Source organism: Enterobacter cloacae complex sp. IR5428 (genome assembly GCF_049238585.1).
Lineage (GTDB): Bacteria > Pseudomonadota > Gammaproteobacteria > Enterobacterales > Enterobacteriaceae > Enterobacter > Enterobacter intestinihominis.
Window position 1 is genome coordinate 136,073 of record NZ_JBMKHV010000003.1, and the last position, 22,026, is coordinate 158,098.

Genomic DNA, 22,026 nt, shown 5'->3' on the forward strand with positions numbered 1-22,026 from the left:
TTCAGAAGCTGTAGCTCGCCCCGACCTGGAAGGTGCGGTCGCGGCCTATCCAGCAGTTGGTCGCGTCATAGCAGGTGAGCGTCTCTTTGTTGGTGACGTTCTGCGCGCTCGCTTTCAGCGTCAGCCCCTCCAGCGATGGCGCCAGTTCGCCCATGCGGTAAGATGCCGCCAGATCGTACTGCGTCGTACCGCCCAGCTTGCCTGCATCATTGGCTGGCGAGATCTCCATCGGCCCGGTGTAGCGTGCACCAGCCCCCAGCGTTAACCCTCTCAGCGGCGTGCTGTCAAAGGTGAAATCTCCCCACAGATTAAAGGCGTTCTCAGGGACCTGCGTCGGTCGTTTGCCCTGGTACTTGTCATCTTCAGTATTGATGGCGTGGGTGTAGGCATAATTAGCAATCAGCGTCAGGTTATCCGTTGGACGACTAATAGCGGAAAGCTCCGCGCCTTTCGATTCCACTTCCCCGGTCTGTCGGTAGTTGAGGAAGCCCGGATCGCTGGTCACCACATTTTTCTGACGAATGTTAAACACCGAGGCGGTGAAGGTAGTTGCATATTCCGCCAGCAGATATTTCACCCCACCCTCCACCTGCTTACTGGTGGTGGGCTTAACGTCTTTCGCGGTCAGCGTACCCTGCGGCGATACCGGTGCGAAGCCTTCCGAATAGCTGATAAACGGCGAGAGACCATTGTCGAAGGCATAAAGCGCCCCCAGTCGTTTGGTGAGGCGATCTTGCGATACCCAGGCTTTGTCACCGTTTTGCAGATAGTTGGTGGTGACGGAACGGTAGTCGTCAAAGCGCAGGCTGGCCAGCACGTTAAGCCCGCCAAACGCAATCTGATCCTGAAGGTAATAGCCATTCTGCTGATAGCCGAGACGGTTTTTCTGCGCTGTTTCAAGCCCCAGCGCATCGTTATCGATCTGCGAGTGATCCGGATTGCGCATATCGATACCCGGTGTGGACGAGGCGTAACGATAATGGAAGTGAGAGTTCAGCTTCTGGTAGTCAAAGCCCGCCAGCAGATGATGTTGCCAGTCCCCCAGCGCGACGGTTCGGGTAACCTGGTTATCAATGTTGAAGCTCTGCAAATCTTCATCCGTGGTATAGGCGAAGCGGTTAAGCTGGTAGACCTCGCTGCCCGTCCCGGTGGAATAGGCGCTGCGCTGGTGGGTATCCACGTCAAAGTAGCGCGCTTTCTGGTTAAAGCCCCAGCCACTGTCAAACTCATGCTCAAAGCTGTAGCCCAGCATCCACTGGCGCTGTTTGAAGCCGCTCCACTCATCCCCGGCATAGTCACGACGATCGGCGTATTTAGACCGCAGATAGCTTAGCGGCATCGGATCAGACGGCGTCAGGCTCGGCGTATTTTGCGCCAGCGCGTCAATGGTCAGGCGCGTTTTGTCATCCGGCTGCCAGGTCACGGAGGGGGCCACCAGATAGTTTTCATAGCGCGTGGTGTGCGCCTGTTCGTCACTTTCCGTCGCTTTGCCCAGCAGACGATAGTTCCAGTCGCTGTTCGCGATCTGCCCCGTGGAATCCAGGTACCCCTCTTTCAGATTGCGGTTTCCGGTATTAAAGCCCAGTTCCGTTTTCGCCTCTTTCTGCGGCTTTTTACTCTGAATATTGACCAGCCCGCCCGGGGAGCCGCCGCCATACAGCACGGATGACGGCCCCTTCAGGATATCGACGCTCTCAATCAGCAGCGGATCGATTCGCGCTTTGGTGTTCCCGGTGACGTTATAGGGAAGTTGCAGGCCGTTGTAGAACTCCTGATCAACGTTGAACCCGCGGATTTTGTACTCGCTCATGTAAGAGGTGCTCCCGCGCACCTCCGTGGAAACGCCCGGCGCATAGCGCAGGATCTCGTTTACCGAACTGGCGTGCCGCTGCTCAATCTCTTTAGAGGCGATGGTGTTGATCACCTGCGGCGTTTTACTTTCCGCGACGGCTGATTTCGTGGCGCTATTGGTCCAGGCAGGGAGCGCGCTGCCCTGCTCTGTACCGGTTACCACGATGGTGGGTTCTTCTGCGAAAGCCTGTGTCTGCAATGCCAGCGTAACGGCGCCTGCCAACGCGCATAACGCAAAACGTGAGGTGCTCATAGTGTCGTCTTATTATTAGATGATATTGGGAACGACAATTATTATCATTTTTATTACCGAATCAATATCAGCGGAGAAAAACAGATCGTTTGTATTAAGTTTCATGCCAGCGTGCCGATAACCCAGAGACAGTCTGTCATCTATCGAGGAGCCATCTGGCGTGAGTAGCTACAGTGAGCAGTTCCTGAAACAAAATCCGCTGGCTGTATTAGGGGTGTTACGCGACCTGAAAAAGGGCGAGGTGCCGCTGCGCATCAACTGGTCAACCAGCCAGTTTATCAGCAAGATCCTGGACGTGACGGCAGAGCACCTGATCGTCGATCTGGGTAGCCAGAGCGATGAAAACCGTGCCGCGCTACAGGCAGAAAACCTCTCGGTGATGGCCGAAACGCAGGGGGCTAAAGTCGAGTTTATACTGCCTCGCCTGACCACGATCGTGTACCAGGGTTTGCCTGCGTTTATCACCCCCCTGCCCGCTAATCTCTGGTTCGTGCAGCGCCGCGAGTATTTTCGCATCAGCGCCCCGCTTCACCCGGCCTACTTCTGTAAGGCAAAAATGCCGGACAAAAAAGAGATCCGCTTTCGTCTCTTTGACCTATCGCTGGGCGGCATGGGAGCGTTGATGGATATGCCGAAGCCGGAAGGGCTGGTGGAAGGTATGCGTTTTAGTCAGATCGAGCTGGATATGGGCGGATGGGGACGCTTCTGGTTTGACGCCCAGCTGATTGCCATCAGCGAGCGCAAGGTGGTGGACGGCAAAAACGAAACCATTACCACGCCGCGATTGAGTTTTCGCTTTCTGAATGTCGGGCCAGGCGCCGAGCGCGAACTACAGCGCATCATTTTTTCACTGGAGCGTGAAGCGCGGGAACGCGCGAATAAAGTGCGCTGAAAGGCGTCGGGCAGCGTGCTGCCGCCCGACAAAGACGTTACATGGCGTCCATTGCTTTCTGTACTTTCCAGATATAACGTGGAGCCTGTGCTGACGGATGATTCTTCACAACGTGTTCGAAGAATTCATCTTTATCCATATCGTTAATCTCTTCTATCGCCTCTTTGCGATCGGATGAGAAGGTTCGGAGCAGCGCGCCAGCTCCGTTAACGTACGACACCACCAGCGCATATTGCATCACTTCCGGATCGTCAATCCCCTTCAGAATGCCATGCTCCAGAATGCTCAGGTAAGCGGTTCCCATAGAGATATTACGTTCCGGGTTTTTCAGCTCGCTGGTGGATGGCTGTCCCTTCCAGCCCATGTAGCGATAGACCTCTCTTCCCGCCGTAGAGGCTTTTAACTGCATCAGCCCCACCGCATTCGATTTACTCACCAGCGTCGGGTTACCGCCGGACTCCACGGCGATGATCGCGGTGATCAGGCGCGGGCTCACGCCCCAGGCCTTCCCGGCTTGTTCGCTGATCGGCATCCACTGCATGGCCCGCTTTACCGGGACTTCAGGATTCCAGGGGGGATTTTTATAATCATGTTTTGAACTACAGCCAGCGAGCAACACAATCAAAAAAGCAAACCATCTCAATTTCACGTCATCTATCCTTATAGCCGGTCATCGCGGTACGTCGCCCCTTGAAGCAGGCGGCGTATAAGCGGCATGATATAGACAATTAGATTCTCATTCAGCAAGGAATTGCCATGCCTCAGTTTCATCTCATTGCACCGTCGGGCTACTGCATCAACCAGGAGGCGGCACAGCGGGGCGTTCAGCGCCTGCTGGAAATGGGCCATCAGGTAGAAAATCAGACAATTATCCCCCGCCGCATGCAGCGTTTTGCCGGTACGGAGGCGCAGAGACTGAGCGATATCAACAGCCTGGCAACGCTGGAAGGTGAAAACACCATTGTGCTGGCCGTGCGCGGCGGCTATGGCGCAAGCCGGCTGCTGGAGAGCATCGACTGGGCCGGGCTAGCCGCACGCCAGCAGCAGGATCCGCTGTTAATCTGCGGACACAGCGATTTCACGGCGATCCAGCTCGGCCTGCTGGCGTTGCATAACGTCATTACCTTTAGCGGCCCGATGCTGGCCGGCAACTTTGGTGCGCCGGAGCTGGATGCGTTTACGCAGGACCATTTCTGGCGCGCCCTGCAAAACCCGACGTTTACCGTCGAGTGGCAAGGCAACGGACCGCACTGGGAATGTGAAGGGCAGCTGTGGGGCGGAAACCTCGCGATGCTGGTATCGCTGATTGGGACACCGTGGCTGCCGCAGATCGAGGACGGCATTCTGGTGCTGGAAGATATCAACGAACACCCGTTCCGCGTCGAACGCATGCTGTTACAGCTTTATCACGCCGGGATCCTGGATCGGCAGTCGGCCATTGTGCTGGGCAGTTTCAGCGGGTCAGCCCCCAACGATTACGACGCGGGCTACACGCTGAAGACGATGGTCGATTTCATTCGTTCCCGGCTGGATATTCCGGTGATCGCCGGTCTGAATTTCGGCCATGAGCAGCAAACCGTTACCTTGCCACTGGGTGCCCGGGCGCACCTTGCACACGGTAATTCAGGCAGTCGGTTAACAATCAGCGGTCATCCGGTCTTAAAGGCATAAAAAAGCCGTTATTCCCCCTCAATAAAACGCAGATACAGTTGTTAATATGTTAGGGTTTTAATAACAGCGTTCACATTGAGGTGGGAGTAAGACGACATTGAGTGCCACAGCGATAATCAGTCTTTTCATTCTGGGTTCCATCCTGGTAACCTTCAGCATTTTATTAAGTTCATTTTCATCGCGCCTTGGCATACCTATTCTTGTCATTTTCCTGGCTATCGGCATGCTGGCGGGGGTTGACGGAATCGGCGGTATCCCCTTCGATAATTACCCTTTCGCCTATATGGTAAGTAACCTCGCGCTGGCGGTGATCTTGCTGGACGGCGGCATGCGCACCCAGGCAAGTTCGTTTCGCGTTGCCTTAGGCCCGGCGCTGTCTCTGGCTACCGTCGGCGTGCTAATCACCTCCGGCCTGACCGGTATGATGGCAGCCTGGCTGTTTAACCTCGATATGATGGAAGGCCTGCTTATTGGCGCGATTGTCGGCTCTACCGATGCGGCGGCGGTGTTCTCGCTGCTCGGCGGCAAGGGGCTGAACGAGCGCGTTGGCTCCACGCTTGAGATTGAATCCGGCAGCAACGATCCGATGGCGGTGTTCCTGACCATCACCCTGATTGAGATGATCCAGCAGCACGAAACTGGCCTGAGCTGGATGTTCGCCTGGCACATCCTCCAGCAGTTTGGCCTCGGGATTATCATTGGTCTCGGCGGCGGTTACCTGTTACAGCAGACAATCAACCGTATTACGCTGCCTTCCGGCCTTTACCCGCTGCTGGCCCTGAGCGGCGGGATCCTGATCTTTGCCGTCACCACCGCGCTGGACGGCAGCGGTATTCTGGCGGTTTACCTCTGTGGATTCCTGCTGGGCAACCGACCGATTCGTAACCGTTATGCGATACTGCAAAACTTTGACGGGCTGGCCTGGCTGGCACAGATCGCCATGTTCCTGGTGCTGGGCCTGCTGGTGACGCCTTCCGACCTGCTGCCTATCGTCGTGCCAGCGCTGCTTTTGTCGGCCTGGATGATCTTCATCGCCCGTCCGCTGTCGGTGTTTGCCGGGCTGCTGCCGTTCCGCGGGTTTAACCTGCGTGAGCGGATATTTATCAGTTGGGTGGGGCTGCGCGGCGCGGTGCCGATTATCCTGGCGGTTTTCCCGATGATGGCCGGGCTGGACAACGCTCGTCTGTTCTTCAACGTCGCCTTCTTTGTGGTGCTGGTATCGCTGCTGTTCCAGGGGACGTCGCTGGGCTGGGCGGCGAAAAAAGCCAAAGTGGTGGTACCGCCCGTTGGCTGGCCGGTCTCCCGCGTGGGGCTGGATATTCACCCAGACAACCCGTGGGAACAGTTTGTCTATCAGCTAAGCGCCGATAAGTGGTGCGTGGGTGCTTCGCTACGCGATCTGCATATGCCCGCTGAAACGCGTATTGCCGCCCTGTTCCGGGATAACGCCCTGCTTCACCCGACCGGCAGCACGCGGCTGCGAGAGAACGATATCCTCTGCGTGATTGGCCGCGAGCGCGACCTGCCTGCCCTTGGCAAGCTGTTCAGCCAGTCGCCCCCGGTGGCGCTGGATCAGCGTTTCTTCGGCGATTTTATCCTCGAAGCCAGCGCCCGCTTTGCGGATGTGGCGCTGATTTATGGCCTGGAGGGAGGACTGGAGAATCGCGATAACCAGCAAACACTGGGCGAGATTATTCAGCAATTATTAGGGGCTGCACCGGTCGTCGGTGACCAGGTGGAGTTTGCCGGGATGGTCTGGACGGTGGCCGAGAAAGAGGATAACGCGGTGCGCAAAGTCGGCGTAAGGCCGATGGAGGAGGAGGCGGAGTAGCTGCTTTTTTGCCGGGTGGCGCTAACGCTTACCCGGCCTACGTTCGGGCTTTTGTAGGCCGGGTAAGGCGAAGCCGCCACCCGGCACACACATGTTACACCGTCACAACAGGCACTCTTGACGCCAGCGCGCACATCAGTTCATACCCGACAGTGCCCGCCGCAGCGGCCACATCATCAATTTTAACCTCGTTGCCCCACAGCTCAACCGGTGAGCCGATCCCCGCCTGAGGACATGGCGTCAAATCAATAGCCAACATGTCCATTGAGACGGTGCCTACCGTGCCCGTACGCACGCCATCGACCCACACCGGCGTGCCGCTCGGGGCGATGCGCGGATAACCATCTGCATAGCCCCCCGCCACGATACCGATACGCTGTTCGCCCGCTGCCCGATAGCGGCTGCCATAGCCCACCGTATCGCCCGCTTTCAGGGTTTGCACGCCGATAATTTCGCTTCGTAACGTCATCACCGGCTTCAGGCCGCTGTTGGCGATATCCTGCCACTGACCTGAGGGTGACGCGCCGTACAGAACGATCCCCGGGCGCACCCAGTTGTAATGCGCCTCGGGATGCCAGAGCGTTGCCGCTGAGTTCGACAGCGAGCGCGGACAGTCCAGCCCTTCTGCCGCCTGCTCAATGCGGACCATAGCATCGGCAATGCCGTCCGGCTTTTCCGCATCGGCAAAATGCGCCATCAGCGTCATCTCACCGACGTTTTTCAGCGCACGAAGCTGCTGCCAGACCGTGTGCACACGTTCAGGCTGGAAGCCCAGACGATTCATACCGCTGTTCACTTTGAGATAGATATCCAGCGGGGCATGCAGCTTCGCGTCCTGAATGGCCTTGATCTGCCAGTTACTGTGAACGCTGGTCGTCAGGCGGTACTTATCCAGCAGAGGCAGATCTTGCGCATGGAAGAATCCTTCCAGCAGCAGGATCGGTCCTTTCCAGCCGCGCTCACGCAGCAGGATGGCCTCTTCCAGATTCAGCAAGGCAAAACCGTCGGTGGCGCCGAGCGCACTCCAGATACGGTCGATACCATGACCGTAGGCGTTGGCTTTCACCACCGACCAGACACGAGAACCCGGCGCAGCACGACGAACAATTTGCAGGTTATCCTTCAGCGCCTGCAAATCCAGCTGGGCCAGAATGGGACGGGACATGACGACTCCTTAATTATGCGCGCCGTGCAGGTGTTGTGGACGCGAGGGGGTAAACCCTGATTGATAGCGTGCGGCGCTTAAATCGTCAAACGGAATTGCCGGCGTCCGCCCGGAAATCAGGTCGCTAAGCAGCTGGCCCGAACCGCAGGCCATGGTCCAGCCAAGCGTACCGTGGCCGGTATTTGTCCACAGATTTTTGTATGGCGTACGGCCCACAATCGGCGTGCCGTCCGGGGTCATTGGACGCAGGCCGGTCCAGAACGTCGCCTGCTCAATGAAACCGCCGCGCGGGAAGAGATCGCCGACGACCATCTCCAGCGTTTCACGACGTGGTTTGAGCAGTTCGGTATTGAAGCCCACGATTTCCGCCATGCCGCCGACGCGGATCCGGTTATCGAAACGGGTGATGGCGATTTTGTAGGTTTCATCAAGAATGGTTGATACTGGCGCGCCGCTGTCCTCTTTCACGGGAATGGTCAGGGAGTAGCCTTTCAGCGGATAGACCGGGATATCCAGGATCCCTTTCAGCATCGCGGTAGAATAGGATCCGAACGCCATCACGTAAGCATCGGCTTTGATTACCTCTTCTCCACACTTCACGCCGTAAATCTTCTCCCCTTCCGACAGCAGCTTGTCGACAGAGGTGTTGAAGCGGAATTTCACCCCGGCCTGCTCACACATGCGCGCCAGACGCTGGGTGAAAAGCTGGCAGTCGCCAGTTTCATCGTTCGGTAAACGCAGGCCGCCCGTCAGCTTGTGCGCGACCTCGGCAAGTGCTGGCTCCACCTGGGCAAGTTGGCTGGCTTCCAGCAGCTGATAGGGTACGCCCGCATCTTCAAGCACGGCGATATCGCGGGTCGCGTTTTCATACTGTTGCGCGGTACGGAACAGCTGAAGTGTGCCGCCCTGGCGCCCTTCATATTCGATCCCCGTTGAGGAACGCAGCGCTTTCAGGCAATCGCGGCTGTATTCTGCGAGGCGCACCATGCGCCCTTTGTTTTCCATGTAGTGGCGGGTATCGCAGTTGCGCAGCATCTGCCACATCCACTTAAGCTGGAACTGCGTGCCGTCAAGGCTTATCGCCAGCGGCGCATGTCGCTGAAACATCCATTTGATCGCCTTCAGCGGAACGCCCGGGGCCGCCCACGGCGCAGCGTAGCCCGGGGAGATCTGCCCCGCATTCGCCGCACTGGTTTCCAGCGCCGGACCGGATTCGCGATCGATAACGGTAACCTCATGTCCCGCCTGACTTAAATACCAGGCGCTGGTTACGCCAACGACACCACTTCCCAGTATGACAACACGCATAGCCACTCCATTATGAGCAAAAGAACAATCATCTAATTACAGATTGATAACCTAGCTGAAAATATTATTCAACATATGACTTTTTTATGGTGACTCAACTCACATATCCCGCTGTATCAGGGGATAGCGCTTATTTGGGATCTCCTGCTGCGCGTTATTTTTAACCAGTAGAAAATTCTGCGAGCACCGCTTTTTTTGCCGTATCGAAAACGGGAAATCGCAAAGAAAAAATTTCTGCGCCCCGCGTATTTGAATGGGGTGATCTATGCTTGAAAGGAGGCTCTCCAGTCAGAGAGAGCGACCAACAACGAGGGCGCGCTAATGGCTACACTAGATTCCATGTCAAGGGACAGCACCCGTCTGAGCGATGGACCCGACTGGACCTTCGAGTTGCTGGATGTCTACCTGGCGGAGATCGACCGGGTGGCCAAACTCTATCGTCTGGACACCTATCCCCATCAGATTGAAGTCATCACCTCGGAACAGATGATGGACGCTTACTCCAGCGTCGGGATGCCGATTAACTATCCGCACTGGTCGTTTGGTAAAAAATTCATTGAAACGGAGCGACTGTATAAGCACGGACAGCAGGGGCTGGCGTATGAAATCGTTATTAACTCTAACCCGTGTATTGCCTATCTGATGGAGGAGAACACCATTACCATGCAGGCGCTGGTGATGGCGCACGCTTGCTATGGACATAACTCGTTCTTCAAAAATAACTATCTGTTCCGCAGCTGGACGGACGCCAGCTCCATCGTCGATTACCTGATCTTCGCCCGCAAATACATTACCGACTGCGAAGAGCGCTACGGCGTGGACGAGGTAGAGAAGCTACTGGACTCCTGCCACGCGCTGATGAATTACGGCGTTGACCGCTATAAGCGTCCGCAGAAGATCTCATTGCAGGAAGAGAAAGCCCGGCAGAAGAGCCGCGAGGAGTATCTGCAAAGCCAGGTGAATATGCTGTGGCGCACCCTGCCGAAACGTGAGGAGGAGAAAACCGTCGCCGAGGCGCGTCGTTACCCTTCCGAGCCGCAGGAAAACCTGCTCTACTTTATGGAGAAGAACGCCCCACTGCTGGAGCCGTGGCAGCGTGAGATCTTGCGCATCGTGCGCAAGGTGAGCCAGTATTTCTATCCTCAGAAGCAGACCCAGGTGATGAACGAAGGCTGGGCGACCTTCTGGCACTACACCATTCTTAACCACCTGTATGACGAAGGAAAAGTCACCGAGCGGTTTATGATGGAGTTTTTGCACAGCCACACCAACGTGGTATTCCAGCCAGCGTATAACAGCCCGTGGTACAGCGGCATTAACCCTTACGCACTCGGCTTTGCCATGTTCCAGGATATCAAGCGTATCTGCCAGTCGCCCACCGAAGAGGACAAATACTGGTTCCCGGATATTGCCGGTTCTGACTGGCTGGAAACGCTGCACTTCGCGATGCGTGATTTTAAGGATGAGAGCTTTATCAGCCAGTTCATGTCGCCGAAAATCATGCGTGATTTCCGCTTCTTCACCGTACTGGATGATGACCGCAACAACTACCTGGAGATCTCTGCGATCCACAACGAAGAGGGCTATCGTGAGATCCGCTCGCGCCTGTCGTCTCAGTACAACCTGAGCAATCTTGAACCGAACATTCAGGTCTGGAATGTGGATCTGCGCGGTGACCGCTCTTTGACGCTGCGCTATATCCCTCACAACCGCGCGCCGCTGGATAAGGGGCGTAAGGAAGTGCTGAAGCATGTGCATCGCCTGTGGGGATTTGACGTGTCGCTGGAGCAGCAGAATGAAGATGGCAGCGTGGAGCTGCTGGAGCGGTGTCCGGCGCGGTTGAATACGTTGTAGTTTTTTTGCCCGGTAAGCGAAGCGCCACCGGGCGAAAAAAACCTCTCAATCGAGAGGTTTTTTATTTCAGCGACTCTGAATCGCTAAATCACCCGGCAGGGTTTTCTGCATTCGGTGCCAGATTTCACCGGAGTCGTGGCCATAACGACGCACCGTTTCATAGACCTGATCGTGCAGCCCTTCGGTGCAGAGCTTGCTCAGTTTATGGTAGAAGCCGAGCGCCAGGCTGCGGGCTTCAGGGTTGGCAAAGTAGTGACGACCAATGCGTGTATATAATCCTTTCATTCCATTCAGGATCAGACCGTAAACCGGATTGCCGGAAGCAAACGCCAGACCGCGGAACACGTTGTAGTCGAGGGTCGCAAAGGCGTCCGCGTGGTCTTCCACCTCATTGGCGGTGGCAAGCACCTTCAGCGCATCTTCAGGATGCTGACGAAACGCGGTGCGGATGAAAATGGTAGCGATGTTGGTGCGCACCGAAAGCAGATTGTCAATCAGCTGCGGTACGCTTTCGTGATCGAGACGCGCCAGCGTTTCCAGAATATTCAGCCCGGACGTTTCCCAGAAGTTATTCACTTTAGTGGGTTTGCCATGCTGTATCGTCAACCAGCCATCGCGCGCCAGACGCTGGAGCACTTCTCGCAGCGTGGTACGGGTGACGCCAATCAGTTCAGAGAGTTCACGTTCAGCAGGTAGAATTGATCCCGCAGGGAAACGATTATTCCAGATGCTTTCAATGATGTACTCTTCCGCGAAACCCGCCGGGCTCTGCGCCTTAATGACCATAGTGAGATTTCCATTACACAGCTTTAGCAAATTGCACTCATCATACCAGAGGCGCGCAGAGGCAGATAGCGCAGCAGAGACAGAAAAGAGGGATCGCCGTTTCATTTTTATGAAATTTACAAAATGGCTTTATCCCCCCTCTCCGCCGCCGTTTTTGCGTATACTGATGTCTTGTCTTATTTGACGGGGAAAGGACGTCTGTCGTGGAAATTTCATTTGGGCGCGCGCTGTGGCGCAACTTTTTAGGTCAGTCACCTGACTGGTACAAACTCACTCTACTGGTATTCCTGGTCGTTAATCCCGTTATCTTTTTGCTGGATCCCTTCGTTGCCGGGTGGATGTTGGTCGCCGAGTTTATCTTTACCCTGGCGATGGCATTGAAGTGCTATCCGCTGCTGCCCGGCGGGCTGCTGGCTCTGGAAGCCGTGGTCATTGGAATGACCAGCGCGGAGCATGTTAAAAACGAGATTGCGTCGAATCTTGAAGTCCTGCTACTGCTGATCTTCATGGTGGCGGGGATCTACTTTATGAAGCAGCTTCTGCTGTTTATCTTCACCCGTCTGCTGCTGAGCATTCCGTCGAAAACGCTGCTCTCGCTGGCGTTTTGCCTCGCCGCGGCTTTCCTCTCTGCCTTCCTGGATGCGCTGACGGTTGTGGCGGTGGTGATCAGCGTCGCCGTCGGCTTTTACGGTATTTACCACCGGGTCGCCTCGTCTCGTCCTGGCGATAACTTACAGGACGACAGCCACGTTGAGGCGCACAACCGCGATGTGCTCGAGCAGTTCCGCGCGTTTCTGCGCAGCCTGATGATGCATGCGGGCGTGGGGACGGCGCTGGGCGGCGTGATGACAATGGTCGGAGAGCCGCAAAACCTGATTATCGCCAAAGCGGCTGAGTGGCATTTTGGCGAATTTTTCCTGCGCATGGCGCCGGTCAGCGTGCCCGTTCTGATCTGCGGCTTAGCGACCTGCGTGCTGGTCGAAAAATTCAACCTTTTTGGGTATGGCGCGAAGTTGCCCGATCAGGTCCGTCAGGAGCTGCATAAGTTTGACGAGCAGAGCCGCAAACAACGCACGCGCCAGGAGACGCTGCGCCTGATTGCACAGGGCATCATCGGCGTGTGGCTTATCGCTGCGCTGGCCTTCCACCTTGCCGAGGTGGGGCTGATTGGTCTGTCGGTAATTATTCTTGCAACCAGCCTGAGCGGCGTCACGGACGAACATGCTATCGGAAAAGCCTTTACCGAAGCGCTGCCGTTTACCGCCCTGCTGGCGGTGTTTTTCGCCGTCGTGGCGGTGATTATTGACCAACATCTGTTCGCGCCAATCATCGCGTTTGTGCTTCAGGCCACGCCAGATTCTCAGCTAACGCTGTTCTATTTGTTTAACGGTCTGTTGTCTTCTATATCCGATAACGTCTTTGTCGGGACGGTATACATCAATGAGGCCAAAGCCGCGATGGAGCAAGGGATTGTCAGCAGTGAACAGTTCGAGCTGCTGGCGGTGGCGATCAACACTGGAACCAACCTCCCCTCCGTGGCAACCCCGAACGGTCAGGCGGCCTTCCTCTTCCTGCTGACCTCGGCGCTGGCGCCACTCATACGACTTTCTTATGGAAGAATGGTCTGGATGGCGCTGCCGTACACGCTGGTGCTTACCCTTGTTGGTTTGCTGTGCATCAAAATTACTCTCGTTCCCTGTACGCAATGGTTGTTGCAAGCAGGTATACTTGCGGCGCATTAAAATTCGTTTACACTGCGCTGTCTAAGCATGTTCCAGGGAAATGATTATGTTGCGATTTTTGAACCAGTGCTCACGCGGTCGCGGAGCGTGGTTGTTGATGGCCCTGACCGCCTTTGCGCTGGAAATGGTCGCGCTGTGGTTTCAGCATGTGATGGGGCTGAAACCTTGCGTCCTGTGTATCTATGAGCGTTGTGCGCTGTTCGGCATTATGGGCGCGGGTCTGGTAGGTGCGATTGCACCTAAAACACCGTTACGCTATGCCGCAATTGCCATCTGGCTGTACAGCGCCGGGAAAGGGATTGCGCTTGCCTGGGAGCACACCCAGATGCAGCTTCACCCGTCGCCGTTTATGACCTGCGACTTTGCCGCCCGCTTCCCGAGCTGGCTGCCGCTTGATAAATGGCTGCCGCAGGTGTTTGTGGCCTCCGGTGACTGCTCTGTACGCCAGTGGGAGTTTCTGACGCTGGAGATGCCGCAGTGGCTGGTGGGCATTTTTGTCGCCTACTTCGTGGTAGCGCTGCTGGTGCTGATTGCCCAGCCGTTCAAGCCAAAGAAACGCGATCTTTTTGGAAGGTAAAAGCAAAACGGCAACGTCAGTTTTGTAGGTCGGGTAAGCGCAGCGCCACCCGACAAAATTGCGCACAATAAAAAACCCGCCTCGGCGGGTTTTTTATTATCACCGATTAGGGTGATTCATAATGTGGTCTTCCCAGTCCTGCACCTCGGACTCTTTCACCGCAATGTGGCGCACGGAAATACGCTCGCCGTGCATCGCCGCTTTCGACCCCGTCAACAGCGGATGCCATGTGGGCAGATCTTTACCTTCCGCCAGCAGGCGATACGCGCAGGTATGCGGCAGCCACTCAAAGGTCGGCAGATTTTCACGGGTTAACTTGATGCAGTCCGGCTCATAGTCGAAACGGCGCTCGTAGTTGCGGCACTGGCAGGTTTTGATGTTTAACTGCTTGCAGGCTACGTTGGTGAAATAGATCTCATCCGAATCTTCATCCATCAGCTTATGTAGGCAGCACTGCCCACAGCCGTCACACAACGATTCCCACTCCGCGTCGGTCATGTCGTCGAGAGTTTTGCTTTGCCAGAAAGGAATGTCGTTCATCGGGATGTCCACACGTCAAAATAGAGCGCACCTTATAACGAGTCTGGCACGTTGATGCAAGTTTTGCCGCCCTTTTCAGGCGGCAAGGTGCTTTTACAGCACGCGGGTTTTCAGCGACAGGCCGTTAAAACTGACGTCCAGCTCGTCGCCACTGTGCAGCGGCCCCACACCTTCCGGAGTGCCGGTAAGGATCACGTCGCCGGGTTTCAGGGTGAAGAAGCGGCTCATGTAGGCAATCAGCGGAACGATCTTATGGATCATGTCAGCGGTCGTCCCCTGCTGGCGAATCTCGCCGTTGACCTTCAGGCTGAGGGGCGTATTCTGCGGATCGTCGGTAAATTCACTCACCGGAACGAAACCGGAAATCGGGCATGAATTGTCAAAGCCCTTGGCTTTTTCCCACGGCTGCCCCGCTTTCTTCATTTTGCTCTGGACGTCGCGCAGGGTCAGGTCGAGCGCGACACCGTAACCCGCAATCGCTTTCTCTACATGCTCTTCGGTCGCCTGGCGCAGCGTCGCGCCGATCAGCACCGCCAGCTCCACTTCATGATGCACCGAGCCCAGCCCCTGCGGCAGAACCAGCGGCTGGCGAATATCGCACAGTGCGGTTTCTGGCTTAATAAACAGAACCGGCTCATCCGGCACGGCGCTGCCCATCTCCTGAATATGTTTTGCATAGTTGCTGCCCACGCAGATCACTTTGCTGACGGGATAATCCAGTAATGCACCTTGCCAGTTATGATGTTGATACATGGTCGACCCCTAATCGGTTGATGAGTTGTTCCCGGAGTGACCCGGGCTTATTTCTTTCCGCTCACCTCAAGATGCTGTTTTAATAAATTCTCCGGTGGCGGCGGAAGCTGTAAATAATAGCCCTGCTCGGTTAACGCCTTTTTGACTTTCTCCAGATCGGCGTTCACCAGCTTCTTACGGCCGTCCAGCGGCAGCAGCATCGCCAGTTGCGGTCGGCCAAAGCTTTTCATTAATTCCTCAGGCACGCGGGAAAAATCGTCTTTCTTTTCGACATAAAGGTAGGTCTGGTCGCGGCTGGTACTTCTGTAGATCACACAAAACATGTTTTTACTCTGAATTAATGGGTGGTTGCTTGCCTCAATATACTCCTGACTATAACATGCCTGATACTCTTCGGAATATCGCGGCGATGTGTTGCGGTTAATAGCAAATTGAGTAAGGCCAGGATGTCAAATACGCCCATCGAGCTTAAAGGCAGTAGCTTCACCTTATCAGTGGTTCATTTGCATGATGCAAAACCCGAGGTTATTCGTCAGGCGTTAGAAGACAAAATCGCGCAGGCTCCCGCTTTTCTTAAGCATGCTCCTGTTGTCGTCAATGTAAGCGACCTTGAGGGGCCGGTTAACTGGAAGCGACTCCAGCAGGCCGTCGTCTCCACGGGGTTGCGCATCGTGGGTATAAGCGGCTGTAAAGACGCAGAGTTAAAAGCCGAAATTGAACGCGCGGGTTTGCCCTTGTTAAACGAGGGTAGAGAAAAATCCCCGCGCGCAACGCCTGCAACCGTTCCCGCTCCCCCGCCTTCGGCGCAAAATGTAGCCCCAGTCACAAAAACGCGATTGATTGATCTGCCGGTTCGTTCCGGTCAGCGCATTTATGCGCCAAACTGTGATCTGATTGTTACAAGCCACGTCAGTGCGGGCGCAGAACTGATTGCAGACGGCAATATTCACGTTTACGGTATGATGCGTGGGCGTGCGCTTGCGGGCGCCAGCGGCGATCGAGAAGCACAAATTTTTTGTACTCACCTGACGGCAGAACTGGTGTCTATCGCAGGTGAATATTGGCTGAGCGATAAAATCCCAGCCGAATTTTATGGCAAAGCGGCTCGTCTGCAGCTGGCAGATAACGCTTTGACCGTTCAACCGTTAAATTGATCCCTTTTAACAAGGAATTTCTATGGCACGCATTATTGTTGTGACTTCGGGTAAAGGAGGCGTTGGCAAGACCACCTCCAGCGCGGCCATCGCTACTGGTTTGGCCCAGAAGGGAAAGAAAACCGTCGTAATCGACTTCGATATCGGTCTGCGTAACCTGGACCTGATCATGGGTTGCGAGCGTCGCGTGGTGTATGACTTCGTGAACGTCATTCAGGGCGATGCCACGCTTAACCAGGCGCTAATTAAAGATAAGCGTACCGAGAACCTCTACATTCTCCCGGCGTCCCAGACCCGTGATAAAGACGCGCTGACCCGTGAAGGCGTGGAAAAGGTGCTCGACGATCTGAAAAAGATGGAGTTCGACTTCGTGGTCTGCGACTCCCCGGCCGGTATCGAAACCGGCGCGCTGATGGCGCTCTACTTCGCGGATGAAGCCATCATCACTACTAACCCGGAAGTCTCGTCAGTACGTGACTCCGACCGTATTCTCGGCATTCTGGCCTCGAAATCTCGTCGCGCGGAAAATGGCCAGGAGCCGATCAAAGAGCACCTTCTGCTAACCCGCTACAACCCGGGTCGGGTGAACAAAGGTGACATGCTGAGCATGGAAGACGTGCTGGAGATCCTGCGCATCAAACTGGTTGGCGTGATCCCGGAAGATCAGTCCGTATTGCGCGCCTCTAACCAGGGTGAGCCCGTGATCCTGGATACACAGGCAGACGCGGGTAAAGCGTATGCGGATACCGTTGACCGTCTGCTGGGAGAAGAACGTCCTTTCCGCTTCATTGAAGAAGAGAAGAAAGGTTTCCTCAAACGCCTGTTCGGAGGATAAGTTATGGCATTACTGGACTTTTTTCTCTCGCGGAAAAAAAGCACCGCCAACATCGCAAAAGAACGTCTGCAAATCATTGTGGCGGAACGTCGTCGTAGCGACGCCGAACCGCACTACCTGCCGCAGCTGCGCAAAGACATTCTGGAAGTGATCTGCAAATACGTGCAGATTGACCCGGAAATGGTCACCGTTCAGCTGGAGCAAAAAGACGGGGATATTTCGATTCTGGAGCTGAACGTGACGCTTCCGGAAGCGGAAGAGTCGCGTTAATCCGTTTGTGGTTTTGTAGGCCGGGCAAGCATCGTACCGCCCGGCAATTTCCCCGGTGGCGCGGCGCTTACCGGGGCTACAATTCTTTAGCGCGGATACCCTTCCAGCAGGGTATTCAGGCGTTCAGCCATCAGTTCCCCCCGCCATCCGGCGACCAGTTCCGGTAAACCATTTTGCGGTTTCAACTTCCAGTGCCAGTTCAGCAGCTGGTTAATCTGACGACGTGAAGCCAGCAGTTCGGCACTCAGTTTGCTTTCCCCCGCCACCGTCTGCACCAGCGCTTTGATATCTTTGAACGCCTTGCGGTAGCCCGGCATATCCATCAGGTTAAGCAGTGGTTCTGGCAGTGCGTCCTCCGGCAGCTGCTGAGCTTTCTCTACCAGCGCGAGCAGCGTTTTACCGTGGAAACGGATCTCACTCCCGGAAAGGCCAATGCTGTCCAGTTCGCCAAGGCTACCCGGCATATAGCGCGCCACCGCCCACAGGTGTTCTTCACGCACCACGAAGTTAACCGCCAGATCGCGCTCACGCGCTTTACGCAGCCGCCAGTCAGCCAGCAGTTGCAGAGAGGCCAGTTGACGGGTGCGCAGCTGCCAGGCGTTAGTGATGTCACGCCAGGCCTCTTTCGGATCAACCACTTCCTGACGACGCTGCTGCGTCATGCGGCACTCGTCCAGGGCGGCAGACAGCCAACCGGACGCCTCAGCCTCTTTCATAAGCTGGCCAGCAATCGGCAGCAGGTAGAATACATCTGCCGCGGCGTATTCAAGCTGACGCGCCGTCAGCGGGCGCGCGAGCCAGTCGGTACGCGATTCGCTCTTATCCAGCGTCAGACCGGTGTACTCTTCCACCATCGCCGCGAAGCCCCAGGAGAGCGGACGACCGCTGAACGCCGCGAGGATCTGGGTATCAATCAGCGGCTGCGGCATGATGCCAAAGGTGTTGAGAAAGACTTCCAGATCTTCACTGCCGGCGTGCAGATATTTGGTCACGGCGGTATCAAGCAACAGCTCGCGCATTGGCGCCCAGTCGGTAATGCCGAGGGGGTCAATCAACGACACGTGTTTGCCGTCATACATCTGGATCAGGCCCAGCTGCGGGTAGTACGTGCGGGTACGTACAAATTCCGTATCCAGGGCGATAGCGGGGAAATCACGCGTCACCTCGCACAGCGAAGCCAGCTCGTCGTTGGTAGTGATCATCTGGTAATTCAAATCGGACTCTCTTTTGTTTGCGCCCATAAAAAACGCCGGCTTAACCGGCGTCTGGGCGATTAACGTGAAGCTCAGGCCTTATTGTCCACTTTGGCACGGGCTTCGTCACGTAATTCTCGTCGTAATATCTTCCCGACGTTGGATTTCGGCAGCTCATCGCGGAATTCCACCAGCTTCGGCACTTTATAGCCCGTCAGCTGCCGGCGACAAAACGTTATCAGCGCTTCCTCGGTAAGAGAAGGATCTTTCTTGACCACAAATATCTTCACCGCTTCACCACTGCTGCCGGATGGAACCCCCACCGCTGCCACTTCCAGCACGCCGCTGTGCTGCATCACCACGTCTTCGATTTCGTTCGGATAGACGTTGAAACCGGAAACGAGGATCATGTCTTTCTTGCGATCGACGATACGCAGAAAACCTTCGTCATCCATCACCGCGATGTCGCCGGTGTACAGCCAGCCGTCTTTGATGATCTCATCCGTGGCATCTGGGCGCTGCCAGTAGCCCAGCATCACCTGCGGCCCTCTGACGCACAGCTCGCCCGGTTCGCCGTGAGGCACTTCGTTACCCTCATCGTCCACCAGTTTAGCTTCCGTCGACGGGACCGGCAGACCGATACTGCCGCTGTGGTAGTCGATGTCATGCGGGTTGACGCTGACCAGCGGGGCGCACTCCGTCAGACCATAGCCTTCCAGCAGATACTGTCCGGTGAGTTTTACCCAGCGCTCGGCAACCGCCTGCTGAACCGGCATCCCGCCGCCCGCAGAAAGATGCAGCGTGGAGAAATCGAGCTGCTGGAACTCTTTATTGTTAAGCAGCGCGTTAAACAGGGTGTTCACGCCGGTCATGGCGGTGAACGGGTATTTCGCCAGCTCTTTAACCAGCCCCGGAATGTCGCGCGGGTTGGTGATCAATACGTTTTGACCGCCAAGCTCGATAAACAGCAGGCAGTTCATGGTCAGCGCAAAAATGTGATACAGCGGAAGCGCGGTGATCACCAGCTCCTTGCCCGGGTGCAGTAGCGGCCCGTAGGTGGCGTTCACCTGTTCAAGGTTTGCCAGCATATTACGATGGGTCAGCATCGCCCCTTTAGCCACGCCGGTGGTACCGCCGGTGTATTGCAGGAACGCCAGATCTTCTGACACGATCTCCGGCTTAACGTACTGCATCCGATAGCCCGCATGCAGCGCGCGGCGGAAAGAGATGGCATCCGGCAGGTGGTATTTCGGCACCAGCCGCTTAACGTATTTCACGACAAAGTTGACCAGCGTACCTTTCGCGGTAGAGAGCTGGTCGCCCATGCGCGTCAGGATGACGTGCTTAACCTGGGTTCTTTCAACGACTTTTTCCAGCGTGTGGGCAAAGTTGGAGACAATCACAATCGCCGCCGCACCGCTGTCATTCAACTGATGTTCCAGCTCGCGTGGGGTATAGAGCGGGTTAACGTTAACCACGATCATCCCCGCCCTGAGGATCCCGAACAGCGCCACCGGGTATTGCAGCAGGTTTGGCATCATCAGCGCGACGCGATCCCCTTTCTGCAAGCCCAACCCTTCCTGTAAATAGGCCGCAAACGCCCGGCTGCGCTCTTCCAGCTTACGGAAAGTCATCACTTCGCCCATATTCACAAATGCGGGCTGGTCAGCGTAGCGCCGTACCGAGTGTTCAAATAATTCAATCAGGGATTGATAACGGTCAGGATTGATCTCCGCAGGGACATCCGCGGGATAACGGTTAAGCCAAACCTTTTTCAATGCATCACCTCTGAAATGAGTGTTCGTCGTCATCACAGCCCCGATAATAAACAGTTTGTTAACATTATATTAACTCAGCGTACCAGTTTATTAATTGTTCAGATTGCAGGTTGCGAAGCGCGTCACTCTTTTTTTTCGTTTTATCCGTAAAAAAACAGAGACAGCGGCTGAGCCGCTGTCTCTTTCCTAACAATAACAGTAACTTACTCAGTTACAATTGTTTGAACCTGTGCAGGGCCTGGATTGTACCAACCCCAGCCACCGTAGCCGTAACGATACGGATGTGGACCCCACATCCACGGATCGATTGGCTGTGGCGGCATCACCACCTGCTGGGCGATACGCCAGCGTTTGTAGCCGTTCACCTGCATGGTCATAAATTTGTATGGCGTATTGCCGATTTTCCCCGCCACCGAACCGGTAATCGGCCCGACGACGGTCACCAGCTGCCCGCGGAAATCTACCGGATCGAGGAAGCCGCTGACGTCAGCGTAGATCCGCCCGCGCGAGGCTTCACCCAGAACAGGCCGTGCGCCGCTGTCCAGTGGAACGGTGGCAATCTCCAGCCGTGTTTTCCCCTGCTGGTTTAGCACTTCAACCACCTTGCCGCCAAAGCGCGCTTCCTGCCCGACATACAGCTCCGGAGCATTCATCACGCGTACCAGATCCTGCTGTGGCGTCGGGCTGGTGCCCTTGATCGCATCAGGAACGGTGACGCACCCGCTCAGTGCTATGGCAACCGCGCCTGCCATAAAAAAGCGTACAACTTTAGTCTGAACCGCCATGATGCGACTCCTTTTTCTCAGTTCCTGTTACTGAGATTCACTCGCGGCCAGGAAGTTTCTTCCACGCGACGGTGTTTCGTAAATAAACCGGCTCGGCGTGTTCAACGGCCACGGTTTTTCCTGCGGCAAGCTGCTGACAGGCAACAGGCAACATATCTTCGGCGGCAGGCAGGAGCATGTTACCGTCCACCAGCGTAAGGCCGGTGTCCTTCGCCATCTCAGGCCATGCCGGCCAGCCGGTTCCGACCGTCGCCCACTCACCGGTGAGCTGTTTCAGGCGCTCGGTGACGGCATCAGGTTTAAGCACGGCTTCCGACTCTTCGCCGTGCCAGACGCCGTTTTCGTCACGGGTGTACTCCGCCCAGTAGACTTCACCCATGCGGGCATCAATCGCGGCCAGCACGCGGCTGGCACCGGTCATGCGCCAGGCACCCTGAGCCATGGTCGCAAGCGTTGAGACGCCGATCATCGGCAGGTCAGCGCCCAGCGCCAGCCCCTGCGCAATGCCAATCCCGATACGTACGCCCGTAAAGCTGCCGGGGCCACGGCCGTAGGCCAGCGCGTCGAGGTCAGTCAGGGCAGTGTTGCCCTCGGTTAAAATGGTTTTTACCAGGGGCAGAATACGTTGGGTGTGTTCCCGTGGGCACTCTTCGAAATGAGCAAAAGTCGTACCGTCGTTCCACAGGGCAACGGAACAGGCCTCTGTCGCGGTATCAATAGCCAGAATTCGCATCAGTCGTCGCGCTCTCGCAATGGTCAGTCACAAAATGGCGCGCATCTTAACACAC

The 22,026-nt window shown here is 55.9% G+C and carries 20 protein-coding genes and 1 pseudogene; 9 read left to right on the forward strand and 12 right to left on the reverse strand.

The genetic code is table 11. The features are described from left to right. Nucleotide 1: 1 nt before the first annotated feature. Nucleotides 2–2,104 carry a TonB-dependent siderophore receptor gene (locus tag ACOTXC_RS05300; RefSeq protein WP_421767467.1) on the reverse strand — a complete coding sequence of 701 codons (2,103 nt, stop codon included), beginning with the start codon at nucleotides 2,102–2,104 and terminating at the stop codon, nucleotides 2–4. Between the two features lie 160 nt (nucleotides 2,105–2,264). Between ACOTXC_RS05300 and ycgR the strand changes: the two genes are divergently transcribed. After that, on the forward strand, nucleotides 2,265–2,996 hold the full coding sequence (gene ycgR, locus ACOTXC_RS05305; protein ID WP_022648423.1) for a flagellar brake protein YcgR: 732 nt from the start codon (nucleotides 2,265–2,267) through the stop codon (nucleotides 2,994–2,996). A 37-nt stretch (nucleotides 2,997–3,033) separates the two neighbouring features. Here the strand turns inward: ycgR and emtA are convergent, their stop codons facing one another. Continuing rightward, on the reverse strand, nucleotides 3,034–3,645 hold the full coding sequence (gene emtA, locus ACOTXC_RS05310) for a membrane-bound lytic murein transglycosylase EmtA (protein ID WP_022648424.1): 612 nt from the start codon (nucleotides 3,643–3,645) through the stop codon (nucleotides 3,034–3,036). A gap of 107 nt (nucleotides 3,646–3,752) precedes the next feature. On the opposite strand from emtA, the gene ldcA reads away from it, so the two are divergent. Together ldcA and ACOTXC_RS05320 are read left to right on the forward strand one after the other, a co-directional pair. Further along, nucleotides 3,753–4,667, forward strand: coding sequence for a muramoyltetrapeptide carboxypeptidase (gene ldcA / locus ACOTXC_RS05315; RefSeq protein WP_421767468.1), 915 nt, complete (start codon nucleotides 3,753–3,755; stop codon nucleotides 4,665–4,667). A 97-nt stretch (nucleotides 4,668–4,764) separates the two neighbouring features. Beyond that, a pseudogene (locus ACOTXC_RS05320) lies at nucleotides 4,765–6,432 on the forward strand (potassium/proton antiporter); the annotation flags it as partial. Nucleotides 6,433–6,592: 160 nt separating this feature from the next. On the opposite strand, the gene dadX reads toward ACOTXC_RS05320, so the two are convergent. Beyond that, nucleotides 6,593–7,663 (reverse strand): catabolic alanine racemase DadX, encoded by a 1,071-nt coding sequence (gene dadX, locus ACOTXC_RS05325; RefSeq protein WP_022648427.1) that lies wholly within the window; start codon nucleotides 7,661–7,663, stop codon nucleotides 6,593–6,595. Between the two features lie 9 nt (nucleotides 7,664–7,672). Continuing rightward, on the reverse strand, nucleotides 7,673–8,971 hold the full coding sequence (locus tag ACOTXC_RS05330; protein WP_022648428.1) for a D-amino acid dehydrogenase: 1,299 nt from the start codon (nucleotides 8,969–8,971) through the stop codon (nucleotides 7,673–7,675). A gap of 321 nt (nucleotides 8,972–9,292) precedes the next feature. Between ACOTXC_RS05330 and ACOTXC_RS05335 the strand changes: the two genes are divergently transcribed. Then, nucleotides 9,293–10,825, forward strand: coding sequence for a SpoVR family protein (locus ACOTXC_RS05335; protein WP_022648429.1), 1,533 nt, complete (start codon nucleotides 9,293–9,295; stop codon nucleotides 10,823–10,825). Between the two features lie 66 nt (nucleotides 10,826–10,891). Here the strand turns inward: ACOTXC_RS05335 and fadR are convergent, their stop codons facing one another. Next, nucleotides 10,892–11,611, reverse strand: coding sequence for a fatty acid metabolism transcriptional regulator FadR (gene fadR / locus ACOTXC_RS05340; RefSeq protein WP_015570315.1), 720 nt, complete (start codon nucleotides 11,609–11,611; stop codon nucleotides 10,892–10,894). Nucleotides 11,612–11,814: 203 nt separating this feature from the next. Here fadR and nhaB point away from each other — a divergent pair, with 203 nt between their 5' ends. Both nhaB and dsbB read left to right on the forward strand, forming a co-directional pair. Next, complete coding sequence (gene nhaB, locus ACOTXC_RS05345; protein ID WP_045308313.1) at nucleotides 11,815–13,353, forward strand: Na(+)/H(+) antiporter NhaB; 1,539 nt, start codon at nucleotides 11,815–11,817, stop codon at nucleotides 13,351–13,353. Between the two features lie 46 nt (nucleotides 13,354–13,399). Continuing rightward, the gene (dsbB, locus tag ACOTXC_RS05350; RefSeq protein WP_032622423.1) at nucleotides 13,400–13,930 is read left to right on the forward strand and encodes a disulfide bond formation protein DsbB; all 531 of its coding nucleotides are present in this window, start codon (nucleotides 13,400–13,402) and stop codon (nucleotides 13,928–13,930) included. Nucleotides 13,931–14,029: 99 nt separating this feature from the next. Here the strand turns inward: dsbB and ACOTXC_RS05355 are convergent, their stop codons facing one another. The 3 genes from ACOTXC_RS05355 to ACOTXC_RS05365 form a co-directional block, all read right to left on the reverse strand. Further along, on the reverse strand, nucleotides 14,030–14,470 hold the full coding sequence (locus ACOTXC_RS05355) for a YcgN family cysteine cluster protein (protein ID WP_022648432.1): 441 nt from the start codon (nucleotides 14,468–14,470) through the stop codon (nucleotides 14,030–14,032). 93 nt (nucleotides 14,471–14,563) lie between these two features. Continuing rightward, complete coding sequence (locus ACOTXC_RS05360) at nucleotides 14,564–15,223, reverse strand: fumarylacetoacetate hydrolase family protein (protein WP_022648433.1); 660 nt, start codon at nucleotides 15,221–15,223, stop codon at nucleotides 14,564–14,566. Nucleotides 15,224–15,270: 47 nt separating this feature from the next. Next, nucleotides 15,271–15,546 (reverse strand): YcgL domain-containing protein, encoded by a 276-nt coding sequence (locus ACOTXC_RS05365; RefSeq protein ID WP_006810982.1) that lies wholly within the window; start codon nucleotides 15,544–15,546, stop codon nucleotides 15,271–15,273. Nucleotides 15,547–15,669: 123 nt separating this feature from the next. On the opposite strand from ACOTXC_RS05365, the gene minC reads away from it, so the two are divergent. From minC to minE, 3 genes are read left to right on the forward strand one after another with little or no spacing between them, the layout of a single operon-like run. After that, nucleotides 15,670–16,377 (forward strand): septum site-determining protein MinC, encoded by a 708-nt coding sequence (gene minC, locus ACOTXC_RS05370; protein ID WP_023300345.1) that lies wholly within the window; start codon nucleotides 15,670–15,672, stop codon nucleotides 16,375–16,377. Nucleotides 16,378–16,399: 22 nt separating this feature from the next. Continuing rightward, entirely contained in the window at nucleotides 16,400–17,212 is an 813-nt protein-coding gene (minD, locus tag ACOTXC_RS05375; RefSeq protein ID WP_003859938.1) for a septum site-determining protein MinD, read from the forward strand. Nucleotides 17,213–17,215: 3 nt separating this feature from the next. Next, the gene (minE, locus tag ACOTXC_RS05380) at nucleotides 17,216–17,482 is read left to right on the forward strand and encodes a cell division topological specificity factor MinE (RefSeq protein WP_003859937.1); all 267 of its coding nucleotides are present in this window, start codon (nucleotides 17,216–17,218) and stop codon (nucleotides 17,480–17,482) included. Between the two features lie 86 nt (nucleotides 17,483–17,568). On the opposite strand, the gene rnd is transcribed toward minE, so the two are convergent. From rnd to tsaB, 4 genes are all read right to left on the reverse strand, one after another. After that, entirely contained in the window at nucleotides 17,569–18,684 is a 1,116-nt protein-coding gene (gene rnd, locus ACOTXC_RS05385) for a ribonuclease D (protein WP_421767511.1), read from the reverse strand. 83 nt (nucleotides 18,685–18,767) lie between these two features. Then, nucleotides 18,768–20,453: a long-chain-fatty-acid--CoA ligase FadD gene (gene fadD, locus ACOTXC_RS05390; RefSeq protein WP_072201026.1), complete on the reverse strand. Its 1,686-nt coding sequence runs from the start codon at nucleotides 20,451–20,453 to the stop codon at nucleotides 18,768–18,770. A gap of 203 nt (nucleotides 20,454–20,656) precedes the next feature. Next, complete coding sequence (locus tag ACOTXC_RS05395; RefSeq protein WP_023300347.1) at nucleotides 20,657–21,238, reverse strand: Slp family lipoprotein; 582 nt, start codon at nucleotides 21,236–21,238, stop codon at nucleotides 20,657–20,659. Between the two features lie 37 nt (nucleotides 21,239–21,275). Beyond that, nucleotides 21,276–21,971: a tRNA (adenosine(37)-N6)-threonylcarbamoyltransferase complex dimerization subunit type 1 TsaB gene (gene tsaB, locus ACOTXC_RS05400; protein ID WP_022648438.1), complete on the reverse strand. Its 696-nt coding sequence runs from the start codon at nucleotides 21,969–21,971 to the stop codon at nucleotides 21,276–21,278. Between the last annotated feature and the right edge of the window lie 55 nt (nucleotides 21,972–22,026).

What these genes read in the sequence shown, in the direction of transcription:
- ACOTXC_RS05300 (WP_421767467.1), bottom strand. Translation starts at nt 2,104, where the DNA reads ATGAGCACCTCACGTTTTGCGTTATGCGCGTTGGCAGGCGCCGTTACG.
- ldcA (WP_421767468.1), top strand. Translation starts at nt 3,753, where the DNA reads ATGCCTCAGTTTCATCTCATTGCACCGTCGGGCTACTGCATCAACCAG.
- dadX (WP_022648427.1), bottom strand. Translation starts at nt 7,663, where the DNA reads ATGTCCCGTCCCATTCTGGCCCAGCTGGATTTGCAGGCGCTGAAGGAT.
- ACOTXC_RS05330 (WP_022648428.1), bottom strand. Translation starts at nt 8,971, where the DNA reads ATGCGTGTTGTCATACTGGGAAGTGGTGTCGTTGGCGTAACCAGCGCC.
- ACOTXC_RS05335 (WP_022648429.1), top strand. Translation starts at nt 9,293, where the DNA reads ATGGCTACACTAGATTCCATGTCAAGGGACAGCACCCGTCTGAGCGAT.
- fadR (WP_015570315.1), bottom strand. Translation starts at nt 11,611, where the DNA reads ATGGTCATTAAGGCGCAGAGCCCGGCGGGTTTCGCGGAAGAGTACATC.
- dsbB (WP_032622423.1), top strand. Translation starts at nt 13,400, where the DNA reads ATGTTGCGATTTTTGAACCAGTGCTCACGCGGTCGCGGAGCGTGGTTG.
- ACOTXC_RS05355 (WP_022648432.1), bottom strand. Translation starts at nt 14,470, where the DNA reads ATGAACGACATTCCTTTCTGGCAAAGCAAAACTCTCGACGACATGACC.
- ACOTXC_RS05360 (WP_022648433.1), bottom strand. Translation starts at nt 15,223, where the DNA reads ATGTATCAACATCATAACTGGCAAGGTGCATTACTGGATTATCCCGTC.
- ACOTXC_RS05365 (WP_006810982.1), bottom strand. Translation starts at nt 15,546, where the DNA reads ATGTTTTGTGTGATCTACAGAAGTACCAGCCGCGACCAGACCTACCTT.
- minC (WP_023300345.1), top strand. Translation starts at nt 15,670, where the DNA reads ATGTCAAATACGCCCATCGAGCTTAAAGGCAGTAGCTTCACCTTATCA.
- minD (WP_003859938.1), top strand. Translation starts at nt 16,400, where the DNA reads ATGGCACGCATTATTGTTGTGACTTCGGGTAAAGGAGGCGTTGGCAAG.
- minE (WP_003859937.1), top strand. Translation starts at nt 17,216, where the DNA reads ATGGCATTACTGGACTTTTTTCTCTCGCGGAAAAAAAGCACCGCCAAC.
- rnd (WP_421767511.1), bottom strand. Translation starts at nt 18,684, where the DNA reads ATGATCACTACCAACGACGAGCTGGCTTCGCTGTGCGAGGTGACGCGT.
- ACOTXC_RS05395 (WP_023300347.1), bottom strand. Translation starts at nt 21,238, where the DNA reads ATGGCGGTTCAGACTAAAGTTGTACGCTTTTTTATGGCAGGCGCGGTT.
- tsaB (WP_022648438.1), bottom strand. Translation starts at nt 21,971, where the DNA reads ATGCGAATTCTGGCTATTGATACCGCGACAGAGGCCTGTTCCGTTGCC.